This is a genomic window from Providencia sp. M-27, from assembly GCF_011077905.1.
Taxonomy (GTDB): domain Bacteria; phylum Pseudomonadota; class Gammaproteobacteria; order Enterobacterales; family Enterobacteriaceae; genus Providencia; species Providencia huaxiensis.
Genome location: NZ_JAALBT010000003.1, coordinates 288,099 through 311,000, shown reverse-complemented (window position 1 = coordinate 311,000; position 22,902 = coordinate 288,099). Strand labels below are relative to the sequence as shown.

Genomic DNA, 22,902 nt, shown 5'->3' with positions numbered 1-22,902 from the left:
TTATACTACATTCATCGCAAGTTTAAGTGAGATGGCCATACTTTCAGGATTTGCTTTACCCGTCCAAGCAATATCAAATGCGGTTCCGTGATCGGCTGAAGTGCGCAAGAACGGAAGACCCGCAGTGATATTAACACCATCATAAAAACCTAATAATTTCAAAGGAATATGACCCTGGTCGTGATACATGGCAACAACCATATCATATTGCCCTTGATAGGCTTGTAAAAATACAGTATCTGGAGGACAAGGGCCATAAACATTAATACCTTCAGACCTTACCTGTTCTATAGCTGGTTGTAAATATACGATTTCTTCATCACCAAATAAACCATTTTCCCCAGCATGAGGATTAACGCCTGCGATCGCAATACGTGGTTTTTCATAGCCAACGCGTTTTAAAAAGTCTGATGCGATACGAGACACGGTTATGATACGCTCGCTATTTAATGTATCTAAAAATTTACGCAATGCAATATGTGTTGTGACATGGATGACTTTTAATTTTTCGGTATAAAGCACCATGGCATAATCTTTGGTATTGGTTAGCTGGGCAAGTAGTTCAGTGTGACCTGGGTAGTTGTGCCCAGCAAGGTGCAATGCTTCTTTATTTAAAGGTGCAGTGGCAATCGCTTTCACTTCACCTGCGAGAGCTAGTTCAGTCGCACGTTTAATACAACGAAATGCTAAGTCACCAGCTTGAGCTTGGACTTTCCCCGCAATAAGTGCGCTAGGGTCGGCTAGGGGTTCATCAATAATATTGATGGTATCCGCTGAAAATTGAGCTTCTTTGATATTTTGTATCACATTGATTTTTATCTGAGGAACTACCCCTGATTTAATTAATCGCTGCATTGTTGATGCACAACCGATAACAACGGCAGAGGCTCCTGCCAGTTCACCTTCTGCAAGGGATTTGACGATAATTTCTGGGCCAATACCTGCAGGATCTCCCATGGTAATAGCAACAACATTATTTTTCACAATAAATTTCCTCAATATATTTGATGGCTTCGCATAAAGTGGTTATTTGACCAAACCCTCCCGCTTTGGTGATCACGGGTAAGTCATCAATTTCACTGTCAATAAAAGTGCCGCAAGGTATACATGGCAGCACCTCAGATTGAATTCGATAACCTTTTGCTCCCAAAGTATTGGCAACCGCAATCGCAATATCTCCACCTGTTAAAAAAAGTCCCCCGATGCTGGCAACAGACAGCGTATTTAAGGTCAGCAAACTAATAAAGTCGCTGATATTTTTCCCCAATTCATTACGAGTCATACCGTAGGTATTGCATAGGTCATCAATATGATGCCTATCTTGCACATCTCGGCTGGTTCGTATGATGGTGTGTTTTTGTTGGTTTAATGTTTGACTAATTTCTTTGATGAGCGCAGCCATGTAGTTATCTTGTGTAGTGGCTGCAAGTACTTGTGTGACATCAACATCAATGACACTGGCATCACAATGTGTTTGTGCATAGTTTACCTGTTCAATTGTTGCGCTGCTCATTGAGCCAGCGACAATAAATAACGGTAGCCCTTGCTTTTTATCCATGAAAATATTCTCAGGCAATGCATTTGCAAAGCCCGCAGCTCCAACGAGTAGGCAAGGTTGATCTATTGAAAATACGGCTTCAGCAATTAGTGCTAAATCTTCATCATTTTCAGCGTCCGTGACGATGATACTGCCTTGCGTTGGCTTTTGTGCTTGTAACCATGTTGCGAATCGCCCTGAACGTATTTGGTCTAGATTCACTTCAATAACGGGCAGGGTAGTCTGCTGATGGAGAATAGTTTGGATACGTGATGAAACTATTGGTGTTTTAGGGTCAGAAGCAAATTCAGTTTCAATAAGTGCTTTTCCATGAACGAGACATTCACCATTTAACGTTACACGTCCTGCCGCAGGAATAGCTGCGGCAACAATAGCAAGTTTTAAGCCTGTTTCTGACATAATTGTCTCTATTTCTGCCCCGATATTACCGCGAAATGTTGAGTCAATTTTTTTATAAATGACAGGTTTATCCTTCTGAGATAAAAATGGTTTCAGGCTATTTCGTAGGTTTTCTGAAGCAACTTGTGCATTTAATGCGCGACTTTCTGTATTAAGCACAACGACATCAGCAAACCAAGAATGTTTTTGTGTATTATCAAGAAGTATCTCTGTGCGCGCATGCTTTTTAGCAAATTGAACACCGGTATCATTTGCCCCTGTAAAGTCATCCGCAATAACTAATAGTTTCATAAATAACTCCTTACTCTTCAGTTTGTTGGGGATGTCTTGCTTGTTGACGTTTAGCAACCCAAGAGGTCAGGATAGGGGTTAGAATAGCGGTGGTGATCACGGATGCAGCAATCAAAGGAGCCGCAGAAAGCGCAATAGCCTCTAAGGATGGGTCGGCTTGTGCGATAGCGAGTGGTGTTGCCACTGCATTTCCTGCGGTACTTGAGGCTGCAGCGCCTGCGATACCTGAACCTCCTACTAGACGGTCTGCTCGAATATTAAACCAGCCGCCAACAAACGTAGTCAGCACACCGAGCAAGATACCTGCGAGTCCACCTTGTAATAGCATTTCTAAGTTGATCCCTGCGCCTAGTGCAAAAGCGAAGAAAGGAATTAATATTGGCCCACCTTTTGTTAGAAAATCGCGCATATGTGGGTCTAGATTTCCTAAGATCATGCCAACAATTAACGGAACAAGAACCGCAACTAATGCCATTAAAGGGATATTTGCCATACCAGCTGCGCCTAGCGCAATCATGGTAAAGAAAGGCCCATCATTAAGAGATAAAATCGAGATAGCACCAACGTCTCGTTTATTACCAAACTCCCCAACTAAAGCGGCATATAAGCCACCATTTGAATTGCTCATTGCTGCAATAATTGCAACACCAGTTAAACCAAAAATCCCTTCCATTCCAAAGAGATAATCGACGCCTAGACCAAGAGCAATCGCAACGACTAGTTTTGTTAAGGTAATTGTACCTCCTTGTAATAAAGCTTGTGGCGCCGCTTTAAAACTAATTCCTGCACCCATACAAAGCAAGAATGCACCAATAAGAGCAGGGGCACCATTTTTAAACAGTGATGTTGTAAAGCCACCGATTTCGAGGGCTTGAGGAGCAAAGGTGTTGATTAGGGCACCGAGTACTAATGGCACAACCATCATGCCACCAGGTATACGTTCAATCGATTTTTTTATTTGCATGGTTTTCTCCGCCATGATTTATTTTAGTCACAATGATTATATTTAATCAATTAAAAACAACAGTGATCAAGATAGCAATAATTCCATTTACCATTAATTGAAATTTTACTCTGATTTTCATCATCATATTGGTTTAAAATAATATAAATTTGGTTTTTTGATGGGGTTAATGTTATTTAAAATGAACGAGATAGTGATTATAAATAATCATACATGTGTTTTATGATTGAAAATAAGCATTAATAATTTAAAAGGATAAAACTAGGTTTATAACAAAATTATCTGTAATGGCTCAGCGATTCATTTTTACCAAAATAGAAACAACAGATTTAGTGCTTTCAAATTTAGGAATGTTAGACTTGTAGTTAGAAAATAAGTGGTGACAATAAGGCGCTTTACTATAATTATTAATTTGATAGGGATTAACTCATGCAATTTAAATCAATGATTAAATTGGTTGTTGGCGCTGCATTACTTCTAGTTATTGGTCTCGTAGGTATTAATTCATACACTATTGTACAAGATGGCTCGGTTAAGGTGGGAACATTTTTAGGAAAAGTTGATCCAGTTGCCTATGATGCAGGTTTACATTTTCCAATTAACCCGTTTACAACGTTTGATACATACTCGACAAAAGATATCCGTGTATCACTTAAAGAACTTAGAGTACCTTCTCAAGATAAATTAAAATCTATTGTTGATATTACAGTGATGCTTCAGTTTGATGGTGCTAAAGCTCCGGTATTACGTATTAATGGTGGTACCGAAAGTGAAGCTTTAGATAAATATGTACGCCAAAAATTGATTTCAACTATTTTGGAATTTGGTAAAGATGTCGCTAATGCGCAAGATCTTTATACTGCAGATACACAAAGAAAATTACAAGAATCTATTCGTGATGCTATTCAAGGTTACGCTTCCCCTTATGGCTATACAATAAAAGAAATCATGATCCAAGATATTACTTTGCCTGAAGTTGTTCAAGAGCAAGTGGTTAATACTAAAATGCGTCAAGAGCAAATTAACCAAGCAAAAGCGGAGGCAGAAAAAGAGCGTGAATTAGCTCAGAAGAAGGTTGTTATTGCTGAAGCGGAGAGAGAGTCTGCGGAACAACAAGCCATCGCTAGAGAGCGTAATGCACAAGCAAGCTCATTTGCTATGCGCCAAGAAGCTGATGCAAAATTGTATGCTGCACAGAAAGAAGCTGAAGCTAATGCAATATTGCAACGTACTATTACCCGTGAAATGATCAATTGGAAACAGTTAGAGATTGAACAAATTAAAGCACACAAATATAAAGGTGAGGTACCTAATATTGTTGTTGGTGCAGATTACGATGGTAAAATGATTATGGATATGCGTAATAGCCAGTAATATTAATTAAAATAATTACTGTATTTAAAGCTCGTTCTATTAAGCTTGAAGTGGCACACACAAAGTTGTGTACTGTTAGTCAGCGGGTTGTATGGCCTGATTTCGATATTCAACCGGAATCAGGCCATTTAATTTATAGAATGGTACACCCAATTTTTCTATAAATTAATCGCAAGATGGTTTACCGGTACGATGATTCAACGCGCCGTTATCAATAAGGAATTTTTGCATTTCTGGAAGATTATTCTTACATGCATAAGTTAATGCACTTTGGTCATAAGAAAACATGGTCACATCATCAGTCGTTGTACTTCGGTTAATATCTGCACCTTGCGATAATAAGTATTTAACCGTTTCCATTCTATTATTACTCGCAGCTATCATGACTAATGTTTCACCATCACTTTCAATTTGTTGATTATTCAAATCTACTTCATTTTTCATTAGCTGATGGACTTTTTTTACAACATTGACATTATTACCAAGCACTGCTGATTTTAGTACGTTATATACGTCACCTGTATCGGTAGCCCAAAGATTTGCATTTTGCGATATAAGATAATCAACCATTGCTTCATCGCCAATAAAAGCAGCCCATCCCAGAGCCGTTTGGTCTAAGCTACCTGTGTCTTTGGCTTCTATATCTTGCCCCTCAGTAACCATTTGTTTTACTTTATCTAAATCTCCCTGCTTTACGGCATCAAACCATTCGGAATCGGCGCCTTCGCTAGGATTTTCATAGAAGACTCTCCAAGGTAAGCGTTCTTTATTCGCGAGTTCAAGCATCGTAGCGTAATCTGTTTTGAACTGCCTATATTTTAAAGGATTATTATTATTAATAACTTGGGCTTGAGATACTGCCCCAAAAGTAATTAATGAAAAAGCAAATATAAATTTTTTAATATACATATTGAAGCCTTGTTAATATTTGTTTAAGTATTAGTATTGAAAAATAAACGACACAAAGCAATACAAATCATACTCATTGTATTTTTATGTGGCTATTCTGGTTTATTTGAATATATTAATTTCTTGTTTTATTTATTTTACGAGCACTATTAGCGCGAAGTATTTTGTGAACTTATAGTCTAATATAATCGTGCGAAACGCCTTAAAGAGTTAGAACTACTAATAGTAATAGGATTGGTCATGATTGCGGTAAGCGCTTGTTTATTAGGTTATTGTGTAAGGTATGATGGGAAGCATCAATTATATACCCCTTTGAAAGAACTCTATGAGGATGGTCTGGTCATCAGTATTTGCCCTGAAGTTTTTGGTGGGTTACCAACACCAAGAGCATCGGCAGAAATAATGGGGGGAAATGGTGATGATGTACTCGCTGGTCGAGCTAGTGTGGTCGGTAGCGATAATGTCGATGTCACGCAGGAGTTTATTCGCGGTGCGCATATTGCATTAGAAAAAATCCAACTAATGAATGTGCGATTAGTTGTACTTAAAAGCAATAGCCCCTCGTGCGGTAGTCAGCATATCTATAGTGGCCAGTTTGATGGTAATTTAAAAGTTGGCATGGGTGTTTGTGCCGCACTATTTAAACGGCATAATATTGATATATTGGATGAAAACTCACCTGATTTAATCATGAAAATTAACGGTTATTTAGAAATATTGTAATGAAAATATCTATAGATAATCAATTTAGGGGAGGGGAGTACTGCATTAGTGAGTTTGTGCTTTATTGTTAGCTAATTGGGTGTCGTATTATGATACCTAATTGCTGTTATTGTCTGAAATTTAGTAAAAAAATAGTACTGCCTAGATAATTGTATTGTTCTTGTGCTATATCATTAGTAAATAAACTTTATGAGCTAATGCAATGTTCAATATTTCTGAGTTGATCAATGACTCTCCAATCGATTCCATTCTTTTATTTGTGATCACATTTATCTTGTTAGTTATTTCCGCTTATGTCGGTAAATATATTTTCAAGCGTAAATCAGCCCACGAAGAAGCGACAGATGATGAAGCTAAAATTATTTTAGGGGCGATTTTATCTTTATTGGGTTTATTGATAGGGTTTGTTTTATCAATTTCGATTAATGGTTATAACAACCGCCAACAAACAGAAGAAAATGAAGCTATTGCTATTGGTACAGCATACCAGCGAGCACAGCTATTGAGTACAGATGATAGAAGTAAAGCCTCACAGCTTATTCAACAATATTTGGAAGCTCGGATTGAGTTTTTTAAGTCGGGTATCAGTGACGAAAATAACCAATGGCGGATGACTTCTTTGGAGAAGCAAAGCCAGTTGTGGGAAATAGCAGTAAAGGAAGCCAGCCAAACACCAAACCCGATTGTGGCTTCTGTATTAAGTGCATTTAGTGACCTTTATCTTTCTCAACAAAAGACGATGGCAAGTTGGCGACACCAAATTCCAAATGCCACTTGGTTTTTACTGATCTTTTTTGCTATCTGTTCAAATATCCTTATTGGCTACAATATACGCGGAACAAAAGGGAAAAATTGGTTGATACTCATATTGCCTTCATTAACCACGTTGGCTCTATTTATGATTGCTGAAATTGATGTTCCTGGTGAAGGTATGATCCACGTGACACCGGATGATTTGATTTTATTACAGGAATTCTTATTTAGGGATGGTGTTTGGTTGGGAAAGTAGGGTAGCTGTAAAAAAACTCCCCGCTAGCAAATTTGCCATGGGGAGTTCTGTTTTAGCGGACGATAATGCCTAATAGAATTCCGATTGCGCCAAAGTCAGCGTCACTGAATGTAGTATTAGCAATACCAATATCCCCAAGAACAGGTAACAGGAATACGGGTAGGAAGGTAATCAATAGTCCTTGAGCGAATGCACCCAAGATAGCGCCACGACGACCGCCTGTTGCATTACCAAATACACCAGCAGCTGCACCTACGAAGAAATGGGGGACAACGCCTGGAATAATAACCGTCATATTTAATGCATATAGAACGAACATTCCCAAAACACCCGCAGCAAAACTACTTAAAAAGCCGACTAATACTGCGTTTGGTGCATATGGGAAGACCACTGGGCAGTCTAAAGCAGGTTTTGCGTTAGGGACTAATTTGTCAGAAATACCTTTAAATGCAGGGACGATTTCTGCAATAACCATACGCACACCTTGCAGGATAATGTATACGCCCGCAGCAAATGTAATAGATTGCATTAATGAGAACATGAACCAATTCTTACCACCACTGACTTCGCGAACGAAATCACCGCCTGCGAATAAGCATGTAATGATAAAAATAATGAACATGGTGAAAGAGATAGCGACAGGTGTATCTCTCAAAAATAGTAAGCTTTTCGGGACATTCATATCTTCTGTTGAATGTTCTTTATTACCGAATTTGCTTCCAATGAACCCTGCTAGGACATAAGAAATCGTTGAGAAATGGCCAATCGCAACATCATCTGAACCCGTCACTTTTTTCATGTAAGGGTGGGCAATGGCTGGGAAAAATACCATACAAAAGCCAACAATCAGTGAGCCAACAGTGACTAATAGTGTACCTTCCATTCCCGCGGTGGCTAAGATAACCGCAATCATCATGGACATGAATAAAGTATGATGCCCTGTGAGGAAAATAAATTTCCAAGGCGTTAAGCGGGCAATCAAGATATTGATTAGCATCGCAAAGAACATGATCATGGCCATTTCACGACCGAAGCTTTTTTGTGCAATAGAAACAATAGCTTCGTTATTTGGTACCACACCATTAATACCAAAAGCATGTTGGAAAATAGCTGAAAAATCACCTAGCGAGCTGACAACTAATCCAGCACCAGCACCTAAGATCACAAAACCCATGATGGTTTTGATGGTGCCTTTAATACATTCAGTTACTGGTTTTTTCTGCGCGATCAAACCAATAAGTGCGATTAAACCCACAAGAATGGCTGGCTCAGATAAAACATCCTGCATCAGAAAACGAAAAAATGACATAGTGCCTCCGCTTACATTGCACCAAGTTTTTGTAAAGCAACAGTCAGGCGTTCTTTCATTGCTACTTTATCAATCATATTTTCGAGAGCAACGATTTCGCCACCAACTTGTTGTGCAACTAATTGTTCTGCAATATCGCTTGTCCCAACAAAGATGTCACTCACAGTGCCTTTTGCAGATCCTAAATCGACATGGTCAACATCAGCGTTAACTTGCAAGTCTTTCAAGATATTTTTGATGCTCATTTCCATCATCAGACTGGTACCTAAACCATTCCCACAAACAACAGTAATTTTCATAATGTTTACCTTAATATTGAGTTTATTCGTATTTAGCGATGATTTTTAGAATGTCATCGACGTTTTCTGATTGCATGATGTTATCTACATCTTCTTGATTATCAAATAGTTCAGCTAATCTTGCGATAGCACCAATATGGCTATTGCTATCAGTTGCTGCCAATACAATTAATAATCTGATTGGGTCATTGCCTTCGGAACCAAACTCAACGCCTTGCTTAATAACGGTTAGTCCAAGAGATAGTTGGTTTACTCCGTCTTCTGGGCGTGCGTGAGGCATGGCAATACCGGGGCCTAATACATAGTAAGGGCCAATTTTTTCGTGTGATTGAATTATTGCATCAATATATCTAGGTTCGATGAATTTATTATTAATTAATGGATTACAGGCGATTTTTATCGCTTCTTGCCAATTACTGGCACTGTCGACGACTTGAATGACGTTAGGGGTCAGTAATGTCGTTAGCATCGGGTTGCTCCTGGTAGAGTGAAATTATTATCTTTGTAATGGTTGAATGAATAGTAGTGCTCTATGGTAGCGCTATCTAGTTGAATATTTCATTTTCGTGATAGCGCTATCATTTTAAGAAAATATAGCGAACAAATATGAAATGAGTACACTTGTCGGCTGATTAACAAATTCAACCTGTGGTAAGTTAACCCGAGTTGGTGATTTTTACTGTTTCTTTAGATTTAAGACAATCATATTGGCTGTTTTTAATGTATTAGTTTGAAAACACGAGAAAAAGTAAAAGTACAGGGTAAATGGCCACCAAAGATCTGAATATCTTAGGGTTAATAATAGTTTAGGCTAAGTAAAAGTATTACATGCAAAAAATACGAAAAAGAAAAAATACAGGGCGAGTCACATTGCAGGATGTCGCAAAATACGCAGGTGTTGGATCCATGACGGTATCTAGGGCTTTGCGCACACCTGAATTAGTATCCGATAAGTTACGTGAAAAAATTAATGCTGCAGTTGAAGAGCTTGGTTATATACCTAATTCAGCGGCAGGTATTTTAGCTTCAGGCCAAAGCCGTACTGTTGCTGTTTTAATTCCGTCTTTGCGTGATCATGCTAGTTCAGTTTTTCTGCAATCTTTACAAGAAGCGCTGAACAAAAATAGTTATCAAGTCGTTATTGGTAGCCATGATTACCAGCAAAAAAAAGAGTCTGAGGTCTTATCAACACTATTACAGAGCAACCCTGCAGCTTTGATTGTTTTTGGGGCGATAAACTCAGAAAGCGTTTCGAATTATTTGAAGAATTTAGATATCCCTGTGGTCAGTGTTGCGGGGGAATCTAATCATCCAGTCACGTTGAATATCAAAAGTAATGTTGGAGACGCGGTTAATTTTTTAACCAACTATATGTTACAAAAAGGGTATAAGAAGATAGGTTATATTGGTGCTCAAATGGACAGCAAAATGCAAAGTCAGCAACTAAGTGGCTGGAACCGAGCAATGCTGGCGTATAACCAAAGTGCAGACCAAAGTATTACAACTCCGTATGTTGCAACGATGGACTTTGGTCGCCAAGCAATTAGTGAGATGCTGACCCGCCAACCTGAGCTTGAAGCGGTGATTTGTAGCCATGAAATGATCGCGCTTGGTGTCATTTTTGAGTGCCAAAGGCGTTTAATTCAGATACCTAAAATGTTAGCGATTGCCTGCGTCGAAGGCTCTTCAAATTGTGATCACATCCACCCATCACTGACTTCAGTACGGATTGATTATAGTAAAATGGCTAGAGAGACAGCGAAAAGATTACAAAAATGGCTTGCTGATGCCGATTGTGATTTCATTGAACGTAAAGAAGGGGTTGTTTTCCCCTATAAATTTGAAGCAAGGCAAAGTGCTTAAATTTAATTTATCGTTATTGATCACGTTTTTTTGAATATCTTGCTTGTCCTTAGTAAATAATGGTGAATTTGCTCACTATTTCGGGGGCTGAAAAGTGGTTTTTTTTTCTCTCGAAATAAGATTGTCGGCTTGGTCACTATATCTTTTTTATTCTCTGTTAATGTATGAAAACTGCAGGTAGATGAATTCGGTTCAGCTAGGATTTTATTGAATGCTTGCACTATTTTGCCGTATTAGATATTAACAGGGGAAAATTATGAAATTACTAAAAACAGCCATCTCCAGCGCAATTTTATTTTCTTGTGGTGCGATGGCTACGATGACGGGTTCTGAAATTCTGAAGGTACAGGATGGGGGAACACCGAATAAAGTTTATACTTCAGACAAACCAACCATTAAAGTAGCCACTTATAACATTGGTAAAAATGAGTTGGCATCAGATGTCAGTGACCTTGATGGGCTGAACAAAGCGATTGCAAAAATAGATGCAGATGTGATTGTTTTAACTGAAATTGATAACAAAACAGCTCGCAGTAAAAAAGTTCACCAGCTAGAAGAAATAGCTAAAGCCAATAAGATGGATTTTGCTTTTGGTAAGGCTCTGGATTTTGATGGTGGAGAGTACGGTGTGGGAATTTTATCAAAATATAAAATCGATAAGTCTAAAGTGATTAATTTACCCTCTGGTGATGCAGAACAACGTGTTGTATTAATATCCCAGATATCAAAACCAGGCTTTGATGCGCCAATCATTGTAATGGGTACACACCTTGATTGGCAGAAAGATCCAACCATTCGCATTGGGCAAGTGCGCCATATTTTAGATGCGAGTATTGGGGATACGGATACGGGATTTGATAATATTGCGGCCTCAATAAAAATATTAGCGGGAGATTTTAATTCAACAGCTAATGAACAGCCTATCCAAGAAATTCGTTATATGTGGAACCCAGTTGAGTTAAAAGGTGTTGATTATCGTAGTTGGCCAGCTGTGAACCCAGCCATTGATATTGACCATATTTTTACATTTAAAGGCCAAGTTTGGGATGTGAAAAAAATGGAAATCCCAACGGATAGTAAAGAGTTTCAATGGTCAAATGTTAGTGACCACCTACCTATAATTGCTGAATTAGAGCTACAAGAGCAATAAATACTTAACAGAAAAATTTTCGATAAAAGGCCTCATTTAGTTTGTAGGCCTTTCCAACTGTAATGATAAGTTAATTGGCTAGTATTTTTTTCCTTTCAATATAGCGTTTTTCAGCTATGCCTAAATAATACTCAACTGTTGAGTATATCTGCTGCCGCTGCTCAGTTAATTGTTGTGATGTATCTAATGTTGCACTCGTCTGCTGTTTAAATACGGTAAGGAATTTTTGAATGCTATCGAAATGACCGACGATATTAGCATAGTAAAATTGATATACATAAGACTCTTGAGAGTGGCTTAGCTCTGTGTTGTTTTTGATGTTATTAGTTGCAAGTAATAGTAATTGAATATTTGTCATGGTTTACCCTTTTCTTTGGAAAGCAATGCTACATGAGATGGAAAAAATATTTTGTCAAATTTAGCCGGATAATTTTATGTATTGGCTAAAAGAAGCAATTCTTTCTAGGAATATTCTGTAATTTGATTTGGTGGGATATATCAAAAATTGGGAAAAAGTAGGTATATATAAGAGTCTAATGGTAAATTACTATATAGATATTGTTAGAAATTCTTATGTTTTTTGGGTTTGTTCATTATGATTAACTTTTTAATATCAAAAAATTAACATTTTAGCAATTGATTTGTTTGTTATTTTGTTTTTATTAATCAATTGGTTAAAATCTATTGCGCTTAAGGGAAAGCGGCAATTTGGCTAATTTATTCTAAAAAAAATGCAAGATAACGAGACGTTAAGAATAAAGATGGAAGATAATTTAAATCAATGTGAATATTTTCATTTAATTGAATTTAAAGTATTTTTTTGTTTTTGGCTGCGAGAGTAGGCCAAGGGGGACTTATTTGAAAATAACGAATAAATTATTAATTAATTCAAATTTACGCTTATATTGAGTTAAATCACCTACCAAGTGAGTTAATTAATATTTCGACATAACTATTATTGAATTGAATTATTTTATTACATATTCCTGCTCATTTTTGTTAAGTTATGATGAACACTTAAATCTTATTATTGTTTTCTGTTTTTGGTAAAATAATTTTTTTAATTAAAAAATACAAATTGAAACAGTTAATGTTTTAAGTACTATTTATATTCATAGTTTAATATTGACGTTTTTACTCTATTGGAGCGTGAAGTAGAGTATAAATACGGATGGTTATATAAAACTAATTGTATTTTTTTACTCTGCTGGTGGTAGCTATCGAGGGTGATAATTAGAAAAAGCAGGTCATCTAATAAGGTATTCTTATATAGATAGGGTTAACCATTATTAAAAAAATTATTATTTACTTACAACTGACTCAAGGTAACTATTTAAGTCTATTCTTGGGGCAAAATTTTTAGGTCATTTTGGTCAACTGGCTTGTTATTGAATAAATGAGAGCTTAAGAATATGAATATCATAAAGTTGCTCACAATTTTATTGTTAGCTGGGAGCTCTTTTATATTAGGAGTGACATTGAACTACTCCCCTAAACCTGATCTTGTGAAAATGGCAAAGAGTAGTGTTGAAGACTATTTATCTTTCCCAGAGTCTGCTTCATTTAGAAATGTGAAATATAATTTTATTCGTCAAACTACGGATAAGGGGGAGTTAGGTTATGTCTGTGGTGAAGTGTTTCGAATTAAAAATGCAAGGTTAGAAGGATATAAAAAATTCATTATGAAAGCGTATAGTGATAAACAAGGGAAAGTATCCTTGTCTATTCCAATGGTTGAGGGAGATTACGATTTGATGCCAAAGGAAATGGTTGATTCGCTATGGACAAGATATTGCTTTTAAAAGTGAGTTATAACACCCATCTTCTTATTGAATTAAACTTGATAGGTCATACGCGTTTTAATTAAAGAAAGCCGGTTTACGGCTTTCTTTAGTCTAAATATGGCTTGAGTGTTGTATCTACGTGATTAACCTTTTAACTCTCTAGCACATTGTTGCAAATGTAAGAAAGAGGCGAATCTTGCATCATGACGAGTCTTATAAGCGTTATTTGCTTGGTAGGTTAAGTCAATCGCACTAAATTGATCCATAGCCTGTGCGACATCCTCACAGACTTTCCCTGCAACTGCTCCAAGGATTGCAGAGCCAAGCAATACAGGCTCACTGGCTTGTGTTGAAATCACTGGGACACCACACGCATCAGCAAGTAGCTGGCGGATCAACGGGTGTTGACCAGCACCGCCACTGACAACAATATTTTCAATCGCAGCACCAGAATTTGCTTGTGCTTCAATGATTTGTCGTAATCCATAGCCAATTCCACACACACCAGCAACATAGAAAGAAAGTAAATTTTCCATGCTGTTATCCATGGTTAATCCCGCAATGACGGCTCTGGCATGAGGGTCGGCAAAAGGTGCTCGGTTCCCTAAAAACTCAGGAACTACGTGTATTTTTTCAGCTAGCTCAACAGACTGTGATGGTGAAGATGCTTTTTCTAATACTAAATCTGCTAACATAACAGGCAAAGGTTTGCCTTGCTCTTTTGCCGTGAGTTTTGCTTGTGCAAAAGCGGGATGCAAGGAAAGTAGCTGGTCAATTGCTGCGCCAGCCGCACTTTGGCCACCTTCATTTAGCCACATACCCGGTACCATTGCACTGAAATAGGGCCCCCATACACCCGGTATAAATACAGGTTCTTTGGTGGTTGTCATTGTGCATGAAGAGGTACCAAATACATATGCCATATTGGCGGTTGCATCGCCATTAACGCCAACAGTACCAATACCGCCTGCGTGAGCATCTATCATACCAGCAGCGACAGGAGTTCCTGCTAGCAAGCCCATTTGTTGGGCAGCGGCTTCAGTTAAGCCTTCACCACAAGGCGTGCCTGGTTCCACAATAAGCTGGCCAATACGTGCGAAATTTTCATCTGCCAGTTCAGATAAACCAATCTGTTGAAAGTAATCCTCATCCCAGCGTTTCTCATGGGCAAGATATGTCCACTTGCAGGTGACAGTACAGGTTGAGCGAGCTAAGGAGTTAGTCGATTTCCATGTTAAAAAATCGGCTAAATCAAAAAATTGCCATGCGTTATCATAGGATTGACGTAAATTTTCTTTTAGCCATAAAATCTTAGGCGTTTCCATTTCAGGCGAAATCTTACCGCCAACATAATTTAGAACAGGGTGTTTTAATTGATTAATGCGCTCAGCTTGCTCTGTCGCACGGTGGTCCATCCACACAATAATGTTGCGCTCAGGGTCATTCGATGGGCTAACAGTAATAGGCTGTTTATCTGAACCAATGACAACCAGTGAGCAGGTTGCATCAAAGCCAATACCTGCAACTTGTTGTGGTTTTACTGTTGATAATGCTATTGCTTGCTTGACACAATAACAAACAGCGTCCCAAATTTCGTTACTTGATTGCTCTGCAAAATTGGCATTGTCACGAAATAGCGTAATATCACGTTTGGCAGAGGCTAACATATTGCCTGACATGTCAAAGACACCTGCGCGAGCACTGCCTGTGCCAACATCGATACCAATAACGACTTTATCGTTATCTTTTATTTGTGTATGTAAATTATTCATTTTCCCTCCAAGGTGCTAACTGCAATGAATTGCGAGATGACAAGTTAGAGATCAACACTGTTTGGCACAATAACAAGGTCACGAATAGTGACATTGCGTGGGCGAGTTAACATAAATAATACGGCTTCAGCGACTTCAATCGGTTGCATTAAGCTACCATTTGCTAAGGCTTCTTCCATTTTTTCTTTTGGCCAATCATCGAGTAAGGCAGTGACAACAGGGCCGGGTAATACTGCACCAACACGAACACCATGTTCAGAGACTTGGCGGCGCGTTGAATGGACGAAGGCTTGAACAGCAAATTTTGATGCGGTGTAAATCGGTTCCCAGATCACGGGGACAACACCAGCAATTGAACTGGTGAATAATACATCACCGGATTTTTGGGCAATAAAATGAGGTAACACCGCGCGGACACAACGGAAAGCCGCATTAATGTTTAAATTTAATACCTTATCCCACACATCTGGGTCACCCTCAGCAACAGGGCCACCAATATAGGCACCGGCGTTAGCATGGAAAATATCTAAACGGCCAGCTTTTTGTAAGATGGCATCTAACATTCCATCAACTTGTTCTGGTTTCATTAGGTCGACAACTAATGGGATCGCGTTTTCACCTAATTCTTCAACAAGTTGGTTTAATCGCTCTTCTGCGCGGTCAATTAAAACGACTTTTGCGCCTGCTTTAATTAGTGTACGTGCACATTCAAGACCGATACCTGAAGCAGCTCCGGTAATTGCTGCGACTTTGTTCTCAATAGAAATGGCCATAATTTACTCCAATCGGATATTTTAGCGAGATGTAAGAATAAAAAGCGTCTGAAATTAATGAAACAGCAATGAGTCACAGGGATGGATAGGTGGCTACATGCGATGGTTGATAGTATTTATTTTGCAGTCTATCAACTCAGGCATCATCAATTTCAATGTTGCTCAATCGATGTAGCAGTATTGCGACTTTTCGACTTTGGTGTCAAGCTAGTAAAAAATGGAGATGAGAATCTGTGACAAAGATCAGACAAAATAAGAAAACAACGATCTATGACCTTGCTGAATTAGCCGGGGTTTCAGCGAGTGCAGTGAGTGCAATACTTAATGGTAATTGGCAAAAAAGGCGAATTAGTGCACAGCTTGCTGAAAAAGTGATCCGCATCGCCGAAGAACAAAATTATGCAGTCAATAAGCAAGCTAGCTTGTTGCGCAGTAATAAATCCAAAATAATCGGTATGTTAGTCCCGAAATATGACAACCGCTACTTTGGCTCTATTGTCGAACATTTTGAGGAAATGGCGCGTGAAAGAGGGCTGTTTCCAATCATTACCTGCACGCGACGTGACCCTGAGTTAGAAATAGAAGCCGCGCGCGCAATGATCTCTTATCAGGTGGATTGGTTGATTTCAACGGGGGCAACGAATCCAGATAAAATTACCGAAATTTGCCAAGCTTCGGGGGTTTCAACCTTAAATTTAGACTTACCGGGCTCGTTGGCGCCTTCGGTTATTTCAGATAACTATCTTGGTGCAAAAAATTTAACTCAACGTATTTTAAGTAAAAATAAGCCTCAAACATCAATAAATGAAGCCTTAATTTTCATTGGTGGTCGTGAACATGACCACAATACACGTGAACGTATTCGTGGGTTTATTGATGCACATAATGAAAAAGGTATCACGGTTCCACAAGAAAATATTTTGGCTTGTGGTTATGCCCCCGAAAAAGCAGAAAAAGCGCTTTCTCAGTTTTTTGAACAGAATAGTAATGATCCACAGAAAATAGTGAAATGCGGTTTATTTATTAATTCAACCATTTCATTAGAAGGGGTTATTGATTGGTTAGGTAAAAAGGGGTATATCGGTTCGCACCAACCTCATTTAGGCTGTTTTGACTGGGATCCCTTTGTTGCACTTTTAGGTAATGACATCGAAATGGTCAAACAGGATGTGCCAACGATGCTAAATCATATTTTTAAGTTGATAGATAATGAAAATAGCAAAGCACAATTAATTGAAGTGCTACCTGTGGGGGTGGTCAAAGGGTGATATCAAGAAAGTACCGCTTATCGTTGATGACCAATAAGCGGTGGGAGGTCATTATTTATTCAGTGTTGTAACCAATAATTGGTGGCGTTGGTTATAGAATTTTGTATAGGTCATATACCCAGCTAGTATGGTCGAAAGGCTGGCTGTGCCTAACAGCATAAAAGTCACCATAATCTGGTACTTAACGGCTTGTAACGGGTCAACTCCAGCAAAAATCAGCCCTGACATCATACCCGGTAAGCTGACAATTCCGACTGTTTTGGCTGAGTCCACCGTTGGGATCAGTGATGCACGAATACTGTCGCGAATTATAGATGCGGAAGCAATTTTTGGGGTCGCCCCCAAACTTAACATTTCTTGAATTTGTTGTTGCTGGCTTGAAAACCGTTGACCAAGGTTATTAAAGCATAGCCCTACAGCAATCATGGCGTTACCCGCAATCATTCCCGTTATAGGAATGACCTGCATAGGCGTAAATGCGATGGCATTGGTTAATATCAGAATTAACAATGTAAGAAATGTACCAGAGCTAATGGCTATTAATGCAGTAACATAAATTTTATCAATATATTTACTTCTTTTCTTGGCGTTCCACGCGGCATTGACGCAAATAAACATCACCAATGCAATCGTGAGCAATTCGTGATCCACTCTAAATATGTATGTTAGAATATAGCCTGCGATCAACAGTTGAATAATCGCTCGGCAAGTACTCCAGATAATATCTTTTTCAAGGGACAGTTTTTCTTTATGGCTAATAAAAATAGCCACTAGGACTAACAGGATAGAAAAGGTTAGTGATTCATTGGAAATCGTTGGTTGATGCACAGTGGTATCCTATGATTCGGTGTGGTGAACAGGAAGCGTAATAATTTCATTGGTATGAGCGATTTCATCTTGGTCATGAGTTACCCATAGCACCCCTATTTTTTTGTCACTTGCTAAATGATGAATAAATTCGTTCACTTTAATTTTATTTTCTTCATCTAGGGCACTGGTGATTTCATCTAATAGCAAGACTTGCGGAAGAAATTGTAAGTTTCGAATAAGTGACACTCGCTGTTTTTCCCCTCCAGAGAGCTCATTGATCCCTTTCTCTAAAATAGAAGGATGCAGAGAAAACAGCTGTAAATCACTGATGACTTTGTCTTTATTAAATGGCAATTTTCGGATTTGATACGGAAAAACGAGGTTGTCATACACGGTTTGCCCAAATAAAGTAGGCGTTTGAGTACAGTATGAAACCTGCTGACGATACGTCTCTGGGAGGATGGTAGTGATATCTTTCCCTTGAAACTTGATGGTTCCTTGAGTGGGGGAAATTAACGAGGCCACTATTTTTAATAAGGTACTTTTACCACAGCCAGAAGGGCCCGTAATCAGCTTAAAGTCGCCTGCCTGTAAGTTAATCTGCACATTATCAAGAATTGTTTTTTGCTCAATACTATAGCCAATGTTATTCAGTTGTAATAGCAAGTTACTTTCTTCCATATTATCAATAACCTATAAATTAAATGTGCAGTATTTAGTGTAAATGATATTCATTCCAATATCTTACTCAATAACTCACGGTTGATATTGTTCAATATCAATTTAGATATAACTAATATTATGCGCCAATTAACAGGAAAATTATAGGGGAAGAAAAAATACACTTTTGACGGGGTGTTACAACGTAAATGAATTTTTCGGAGGGTTTTCACAGTCAAAAATAAAGTACAAATATTCATTTAAATTATTATTTTGAACATATGCCCATTTAGAATTTAATGAGATATTTAATTTGAGAGATATCTCTTTTTTTTAGATGAATAATATAGAATTTAACCAGTGATAATATTATATTAATAACACCAAGTAATTTAACCTTCGCTTAATATTTTGTTGTCTCTCTAAGGCAACCCTATATTTATTTCACCTATATATTGAATATCACATCATGATATTAAGGAATTGAAATGAAAAAATTTAGTGGCTATAGCACCAACTTTTCACTCGATGGCAAAGTTGCATTAATTACAGGGGGAGCAGCAGGTATTGGTTTCGCGATTGCTCAATTGTATGTTGAAAAAGGGGCTAAAGTCGCCTTAATCGACAAGTCAGATAAAGTGATAAAAACTGCGGAAAAATTAGGGAATTCAATTGGTATTCAATGTGATATTACAAATTCTGAGGCAGTTTCTCAGATGGTAAAACAGGTTGTTGAGCATTATGGTACGTTAGATATTGTCGTCAATAGTGCAGGGATAGTCGCACTTGCTCCCGCTGAAAATTTAAGTGAATCAGACTGGGACTTAACCATGAATGTGAATTTAAAAGGGACTTTTTTGGTTTGCCAGGCTGCAGGTAATGTAATGATTAATAATGGAAAAGGGAAGATTATTAATATGGCATCTCAAGCTGGGGTGATTGCCCTAGACCAACATGCAGCCTACTGTGCCAGTAAAGCAGCGATTATTGGTTTAACCCAAGTATTAGCACTTGAGTGGAGCCCAAAAGGCATACAAACCAACGCCATTTCTCCAACGATTGTCATGACTGAACTCGGTAAAAAAGCGTGGGAAGGTAAAAAAGGTGATGAAATGAAAGAAAAAATTCCTGCAAGGCGTTTTGCGGAGCCATCTGAAATTGCCGCATGTGCGTTATTTTTGGCCAGTGATGCATCTGATATGATTACAGGTCATAATTTAGTAATTGATGGTGGTTATAGTATCCAATAAGGATATTAAATTAATAATGAATAAAGCGAGTATGGATAGGTACTCGCTTTTTTATTGTTTATGATTTTATTTAGATAAAAATAAGCCAAATAACATAGATATTATTTGGCTTGTAATAGGAAATTACAATGTAGGATAACAGATATTAATTATTGCTATATCAATTAATCATTAGGTTTTAATAATGAACGTGACATAGTAATAAGCTTTTCTACGGTAAAACCAAAATATTCAAACAATTTACTTGCAGGGGCTGATTCTCCAAAACTGTTCATTCCCATAACTAATCCATCAATCCCTACATATTTACGCCAGTAATCACTAATACTGGCTTCGATAGCAATACGATGGCGAACATGATTTGGCAAAACGCGCTGCTGGTACTCTAAGGGTTGTTGGTCAAAGGTATCTGTTGATGGCATCGAAATAACATTTACATGAAAACCTTGTTCAGTCAGTTGCTTCCATGCTTCAACCGCTAATGTGACTTCAGAGCCAGTAGCAATTAATAGTAATTCAGGCGTCTCACTATTGCTGCGCAAAATATATCCACCACGCGCAATATTAGCGAGCTGTTCGGCTGTTCGTGAATATTGAATTAGATTTTGGCGGGATAATACAAGTGCAGTTGGCTTTTGTTGATGAATGATAGCCTGTTTCCAAGCCACAGCGGTTTCTACTTGGCAACAAGGGCGCCATACCGACAAATTAGGCGTGGCACGCAGCGAAACAAGTTGCTCAACGGGTTGGTGTGTTGGGCCATCTTCACCTAAGCCAATTGAATCGTGAGTATAAATAAGAATTTGTGGCAATTTCATTAACGCAGCCATTCTCACGGCATTTTGTGCATATTCAGAGAACATCAAGAAAGTTGCCGTGTAAGGGCGAAAGCCGCCATGCAATGCAATGCCATTGGCAATGGCGGTCATACCAAACTCTCTGACGCCATAGTGAATATAGTTGCCTGAAGGTTGTTCATTAATTGGCTGTGACCCAGACCAATAAGTCAGGTTACTTGGGGCTAAGTCTGCGGAGCCACCGATTAATTCAGATAAAACAGGGCCAATAATATTGAGTGTATTTTGTGACGCTTTACGTGTAGCTATCGTTGCCGGGTTATCATTTAATTGTTGAATGAAGTTATCAATGATATCTGTAAATTTTTCAGGGAGTTGGTTGGATAATCGTTGCGTTAGTTGCTCTGCGAGTTCTGGGTATTGTTTGGCGTATTCTCGTAGTGCTTGTTCCCAACGTAATTGCTGTTCAGCACCACGTTCTAAGGCATTCCAAGGTTGGTATATTTCATCAGGGATCACAAAAGGCGGATACGTCCAACCGAGTTGTTGGCGAGTCAGTGTTATTTCATCTTGTCCGAGAGGCGCACCATGAGAATCTGCGGTACCGGCTTTATTGGGCGAACCATAACCAATCGTGGTTCTGCAGATAATGAGTGTGGGTTTCGAGGTTTGTTGGCGTGCTTGTTCGATAGCCGCTTTAATCGCAGGGCGCGAATGCCCATTAATTGATCTAATTACATGCCAGCCATAGGCTTCAAAACGCTTTGCGGTATTATCGGTAAACCAGCCTTCCACATCTCCATCAATAGAAATGCGGTTGTCATCATAAAACGCAATGAGTTTATTGAGTTTTAATGTTCCTGCTAATGAACACACTTCATGGGAGATCCCTTCCATTAAACAGCCATCACCTAAAAATGTATAGGTATAGTGGTCAACAACGGGGAACCCCGAGCGATTAAACGTGGCCGCTAGGGTTTTTTCTGCGATTGCCATACCAACCGCATTGGCAATGCCTTGCCCCAGAGGGCCAGTCGTGGTTTCAACACCGGGTGTATAACCTAATTCGGGGTGACCCGGTGTTTTGGAATGGAGTTGTCGGAACTGTTTTAAATCATCAATGGATAACTCATAGCCTGTTAAATGAAGCAAACTATAGAGCAGCATTGAGGCATGGCCGTTTGATAATACAAAGCGGTCACGGTTAGGCCAATGTGGGTCTGCGGGGTTGTGCTGTAAATAATCTCGCCAAAGAACTTCAGCAATATCAGCCATTCCCATTGGGGCTCCAGGATGGCCTGAATTGGCTTGTTGTACGGCATCTATTGAAAGAAATCGAATGGCATTGGCTAATTTATTTTGTGATTGAGTGGACATTACAAAGCTCCCAAAGTAAAAGCGCCTAAAGTAAAACTAACGTTCCCCATTTTCATACTCACTGATTCGAGCCACTTTCGGCGCTGACCGTCCCCCTTCATAATGGGAAGCTAGCCATGTATCGACAATGGTTTTAGCCAGTTCAGGGCCAATCACTCGTGCCCCAAAGGTAATAATTTGCGCGTCATTACTTTTCTGAGCTCGCTCAGCGGAGTATGTGTCATGGCACAGTGCTGCACGGATCCCTGTAACTTTATTGGCAACAATGGACATACCAATTCCGGTACCACAAATTAGAATACCGCGCTGGTGCTTACCTTGTACGATTGCAGTTGCAACCGCATGGGCAACATCAGGGTACATTTCATCTGCAACCCCTGTATTTAAGCAGTAATCAGTCACTTCAATGTTTAATGCTGCTAAGTGAGCCTTAATCAAATCTTTCATTTCAAATGCAGCGTCATCTGCGCCAATAGCAATAGATAGCATGATAGAGATCCTTATTGTTGAACAAAAGTTCATTAGTCAATCAAATGTGCTACTTAGAAAATAGGATCTTATGA

The 22,902-nt window shown here is 38.7% G+C and carries 22 protein-coding genes; 8 read left to right on the top strand and 14 right to left on the bottom strand.

Translation table 11 applies throughout. The features are described from left to right. The 3 genes from G6Q48_RS07355 to G6Q48_RS07345 are packed head-to-tail and all read right to left on the bottom strand — an operon-like array spanning position 1 to position 3,212. The gene (locus G6Q48_RS07355) at positions 1-957 is read right to left on the bottom strand and encodes a D-threonate 4-phosphate dehydrogenase (protein ID WP_036958696.1); all 957 of its coding nucleotides are present in this window, start codon (positions 955-957) and stop codon (positions 1-3) included. A 16-nt stretch (positions 958-973) separates the two neighbouring features. Then, positions 974-2,248 carry a D-threonate kinase gene (gene dtnK, locus G6Q48_RS07350; protein WP_166265386.1) on the bottom strand — a complete coding sequence of 425 codons (1,275 nt, stop codon included), beginning with the start codon at positions 2,246-2,248 and terminating at the stop codon, positions 974-976. A 10-nt stretch (positions 2,249-2,258) separates the two neighbouring features. Beyond that, a complete protein-coding gene (locus tag G6Q48_RS07345; RefSeq protein WP_096863928.1) occupies positions 2,259-3,212 on the bottom strand; it encodes a 2-keto-3-deoxygluconate permease 1 in 954 nt (317 codons plus the stop codon). Positions 3,213-3,641: 429 nt separating this feature from the next. Here G6Q48_RS07345 and G6Q48_RS07340 point away from each other — a divergent pair, with 429 nt between their 5' ends. Further along, entirely contained in the window at positions 3,642-4,586 is a 945-nt protein-coding gene (locus G6Q48_RS07340) for an SPFH domain-containing protein (protein WP_004263460.1), read from the top strand. Positions 4,587-4,751: 165 nt separating this feature from the next. On the opposite strand, the gene G6Q48_RS07335 is transcribed toward G6Q48_RS07340, so the two are convergent. After that, positions 4,752-5,495: an ankyrin repeat domain-containing protein gene (locus G6Q48_RS07335; RefSeq protein WP_166265383.1), complete on the bottom strand. Its 744-nt coding sequence runs from the start codon at positions 5,493-5,495 to the stop codon at positions 4,752-4,754. A 240-nt stretch (positions 5,496-5,735) separates the two neighbouring features. Here G6Q48_RS07335 and G6Q48_RS07330 point away from each other — a divergent pair, with 240 nt between their 5' ends. Then, entirely contained in the window at positions 5,736-6,218 is a 483-nt protein-coding gene (locus tag G6Q48_RS07330; RefSeq protein ID WP_102139257.1) for a DUF523 domain-containing protein, read from the top strand. Between the two features lie 202 nt (positions 6,219-6,420). Continuing rightward, positions 6,421-7,227 carry a bestrophin-like domain gene (locus G6Q48_RS07325; RefSeq protein ID WP_166265380.1) on the top strand — a complete coding sequence of 269 codons (807 nt, stop codon included), beginning with the start codon at positions 6,421-6,423 and terminating at the stop codon, positions 7,225-7,227. A 52-nt stretch (positions 7,228-7,279) separates the two neighbouring features. On the opposite strand, the gene G6Q48_RS07320 is transcribed toward G6Q48_RS07325, so the two are convergent. Genes G6Q48_RS07320 through G6Q48_RS07310 form a run of 3 tightly spaced genes read right to left on the bottom strand, consistent with a single transcriptional unit; the run spans position 7,280 to position 9,304 of the window. Next, a complete protein-coding gene (locus tag G6Q48_RS07320) occupies positions 7,280-8,536 on the bottom strand; it encodes a PTS ascorbate transporter subunit IIC (protein ID WP_036958647.1) in 1,257 nt (418 codons plus the stop codon). A gap of 11 nt (positions 8,537-8,547) precedes the next feature. After that, positions 8,548-8,835 carry a PTS sugar transporter subunit IIB gene (locus G6Q48_RS07315; RefSeq protein ID WP_102139255.1) on the bottom strand — a complete coding sequence of 96 codons (288 nt, stop codon included), beginning with the start codon at positions 8,833-8,835 and terminating at the stop codon, positions 8,548-8,550. Between the two features lie 22 nt (positions 8,836-8,857). Continuing rightward, on the bottom strand, positions 8,858-9,304 hold the full coding sequence (locus tag G6Q48_RS07310) for a PTS sugar transporter subunit IIA (protein WP_166265377.1): 447 nt from the start codon (positions 9,302-9,304) through the stop codon (positions 8,858-8,860). A 359-nt stretch (positions 9,305-9,663) separates the two neighbouring features. Between G6Q48_RS07310 and G6Q48_RS07305 the strand changes: the two genes are divergently transcribed. Beyond that, the gene (locus G6Q48_RS07305) at positions 9,664-10,698 is read left to right on the top strand and encodes a LacI family DNA-binding transcriptional regulator (protein ID WP_102139253.1); all 1,035 of its coding nucleotides are present in this window, start codon (positions 9,664-9,666) and stop codon (positions 10,696-10,698) included. A gap of 256 nt (positions 10,699-10,954) precedes the next feature. Then, the gene (locus G6Q48_RS07300) at positions 10,955-11,848 is read left to right on the top strand and encodes an endonuclease/exonuclease/phosphatase family protein (protein WP_166265374.1); all 894 of its coding nucleotides are present in this window, start codon (positions 10,955-10,957) and stop codon (positions 11,846-11,848) included. A 70-nt stretch (positions 11,849-11,918) separates the two neighbouring features. Here the strand turns inward: G6Q48_RS07300 and G6Q48_RS07295 are convergent, their stop codons facing one another. Continuing rightward, positions 11,919-12,206 (bottom strand): hypothetical protein, encoded by a 288-nt coding sequence (locus G6Q48_RS07295; protein ID WP_102139251.1) that lies wholly within the window; start codon positions 12,204-12,206, stop codon positions 11,919-11,921. A gap of 1,114 nt (positions 12,207-13,320) precedes the next feature. Between G6Q48_RS07295 and G6Q48_RS07290 the strand changes: the two genes are divergently transcribed. After that, a complete protein-coding gene (locus G6Q48_RS07290) occupies positions 13,321-13,650 on the top strand; it encodes a hypothetical protein (protein WP_229597600.1) in 330 nt (109 codons plus the stop codon). 125 nt (positions 13,651-13,775) lie between these two features. Here the strand turns inward: G6Q48_RS07290 and G6Q48_RS07285 are convergent, their stop codons facing one another. Together G6Q48_RS07285 and G6Q48_RS07280 are read right to left on the bottom strand one after the other, a co-directional pair. Continuing rightward, a complete protein-coding gene (locus G6Q48_RS07285; RefSeq protein ID WP_242685790.1) occupies positions 13,776-15,383 on the bottom strand; it encodes an FGGY-family carbohydrate kinase in 1,608 nt (535 codons plus the stop codon). Positions 15,384-15,448: 65 nt separating this feature from the next. Further along, entirely contained in the window at positions 15,449-16,177 is a 729-nt protein-coding gene (locus G6Q48_RS07280; protein ID WP_102139248.1) for an SDR family oxidoreductase, read from the bottom strand. A gap of 233 nt (positions 16,178-16,410) precedes the next feature. Here G6Q48_RS07280 and G6Q48_RS07275 point away from each other — a divergent pair, with 233 nt between their 5' ends. Further along, positions 16,411-17,445, top strand: a complete 1,035-nt coding sequence (locus tag G6Q48_RS07275; RefSeq protein ID WP_102139247.1) for a LacI family DNA-binding transcriptional regulator — start codon at positions 16,411-16,413, stop codon at positions 17,443-17,445. A gap of 51 nt (positions 17,446-17,496) precedes the next feature. On the opposite strand, the gene fetB is transcribed toward G6Q48_RS07275, so the two are convergent. Both fetB and fetA read right to left on the bottom strand, forming a co-directional pair. Further along, entirely contained in the window at positions 17,497-18,273 is a 777-nt protein-coding gene (gene fetB, locus G6Q48_RS07270; RefSeq protein WP_166265368.1) for an iron efflux ABC transporter permease subunit FetB, read from the bottom strand. 9 nt (positions 18,274-18,282) lie between these two features. After that, positions 18,283-18,936, bottom strand: coding sequence for an iron efflux ABC transporter ATP-binding subunit FetA (fetA, locus tag G6Q48_RS07265; protein ID WP_102139245.1), 654 nt, complete (start codon positions 18,934-18,936; stop codon positions 18,283-18,285). Between the two features lie 467 nt (positions 18,937-19,403). On the opposite strand from fetA, the gene G6Q48_RS07260 reads away from it, so the two are divergent. After that, positions 19,404-20,165, top strand: coding sequence for an SDR family oxidoreductase (locus tag G6Q48_RS07260; protein WP_166265365.1), 762 nt, complete (start codon positions 19,404-19,406; stop codon positions 20,163-20,165). Positions 20,166-20,329: 164 nt separating this feature from the next. Here G6Q48_RS07260 and tkt read toward each other — a convergent pair whose 3' ends face one another. Both tkt and rpiB read right to left on the bottom strand, forming a co-directional pair. Next, positions 20,330-22,339 (bottom strand): transketolase, encoded by a 2,010-nt coding sequence (tkt, locus tag G6Q48_RS07255; RefSeq protein WP_166265362.1) that lies wholly within the window; start codon positions 22,337-22,339, stop codon positions 20,330-20,332. A 36-nt stretch (positions 22,340-22,375) separates the two neighbouring features. Further along, on the bottom strand, positions 22,376-22,828 hold the full coding sequence (gene rpiB / locus G6Q48_RS07250; protein WP_102139242.1) for a ribose 5-phosphate isomerase B: 453 nt from the start codon (positions 22,826-22,828) through the stop codon (positions 22,376-22,378). Positions 22,829-22,902: the final 74 nt, after the last annotated feature.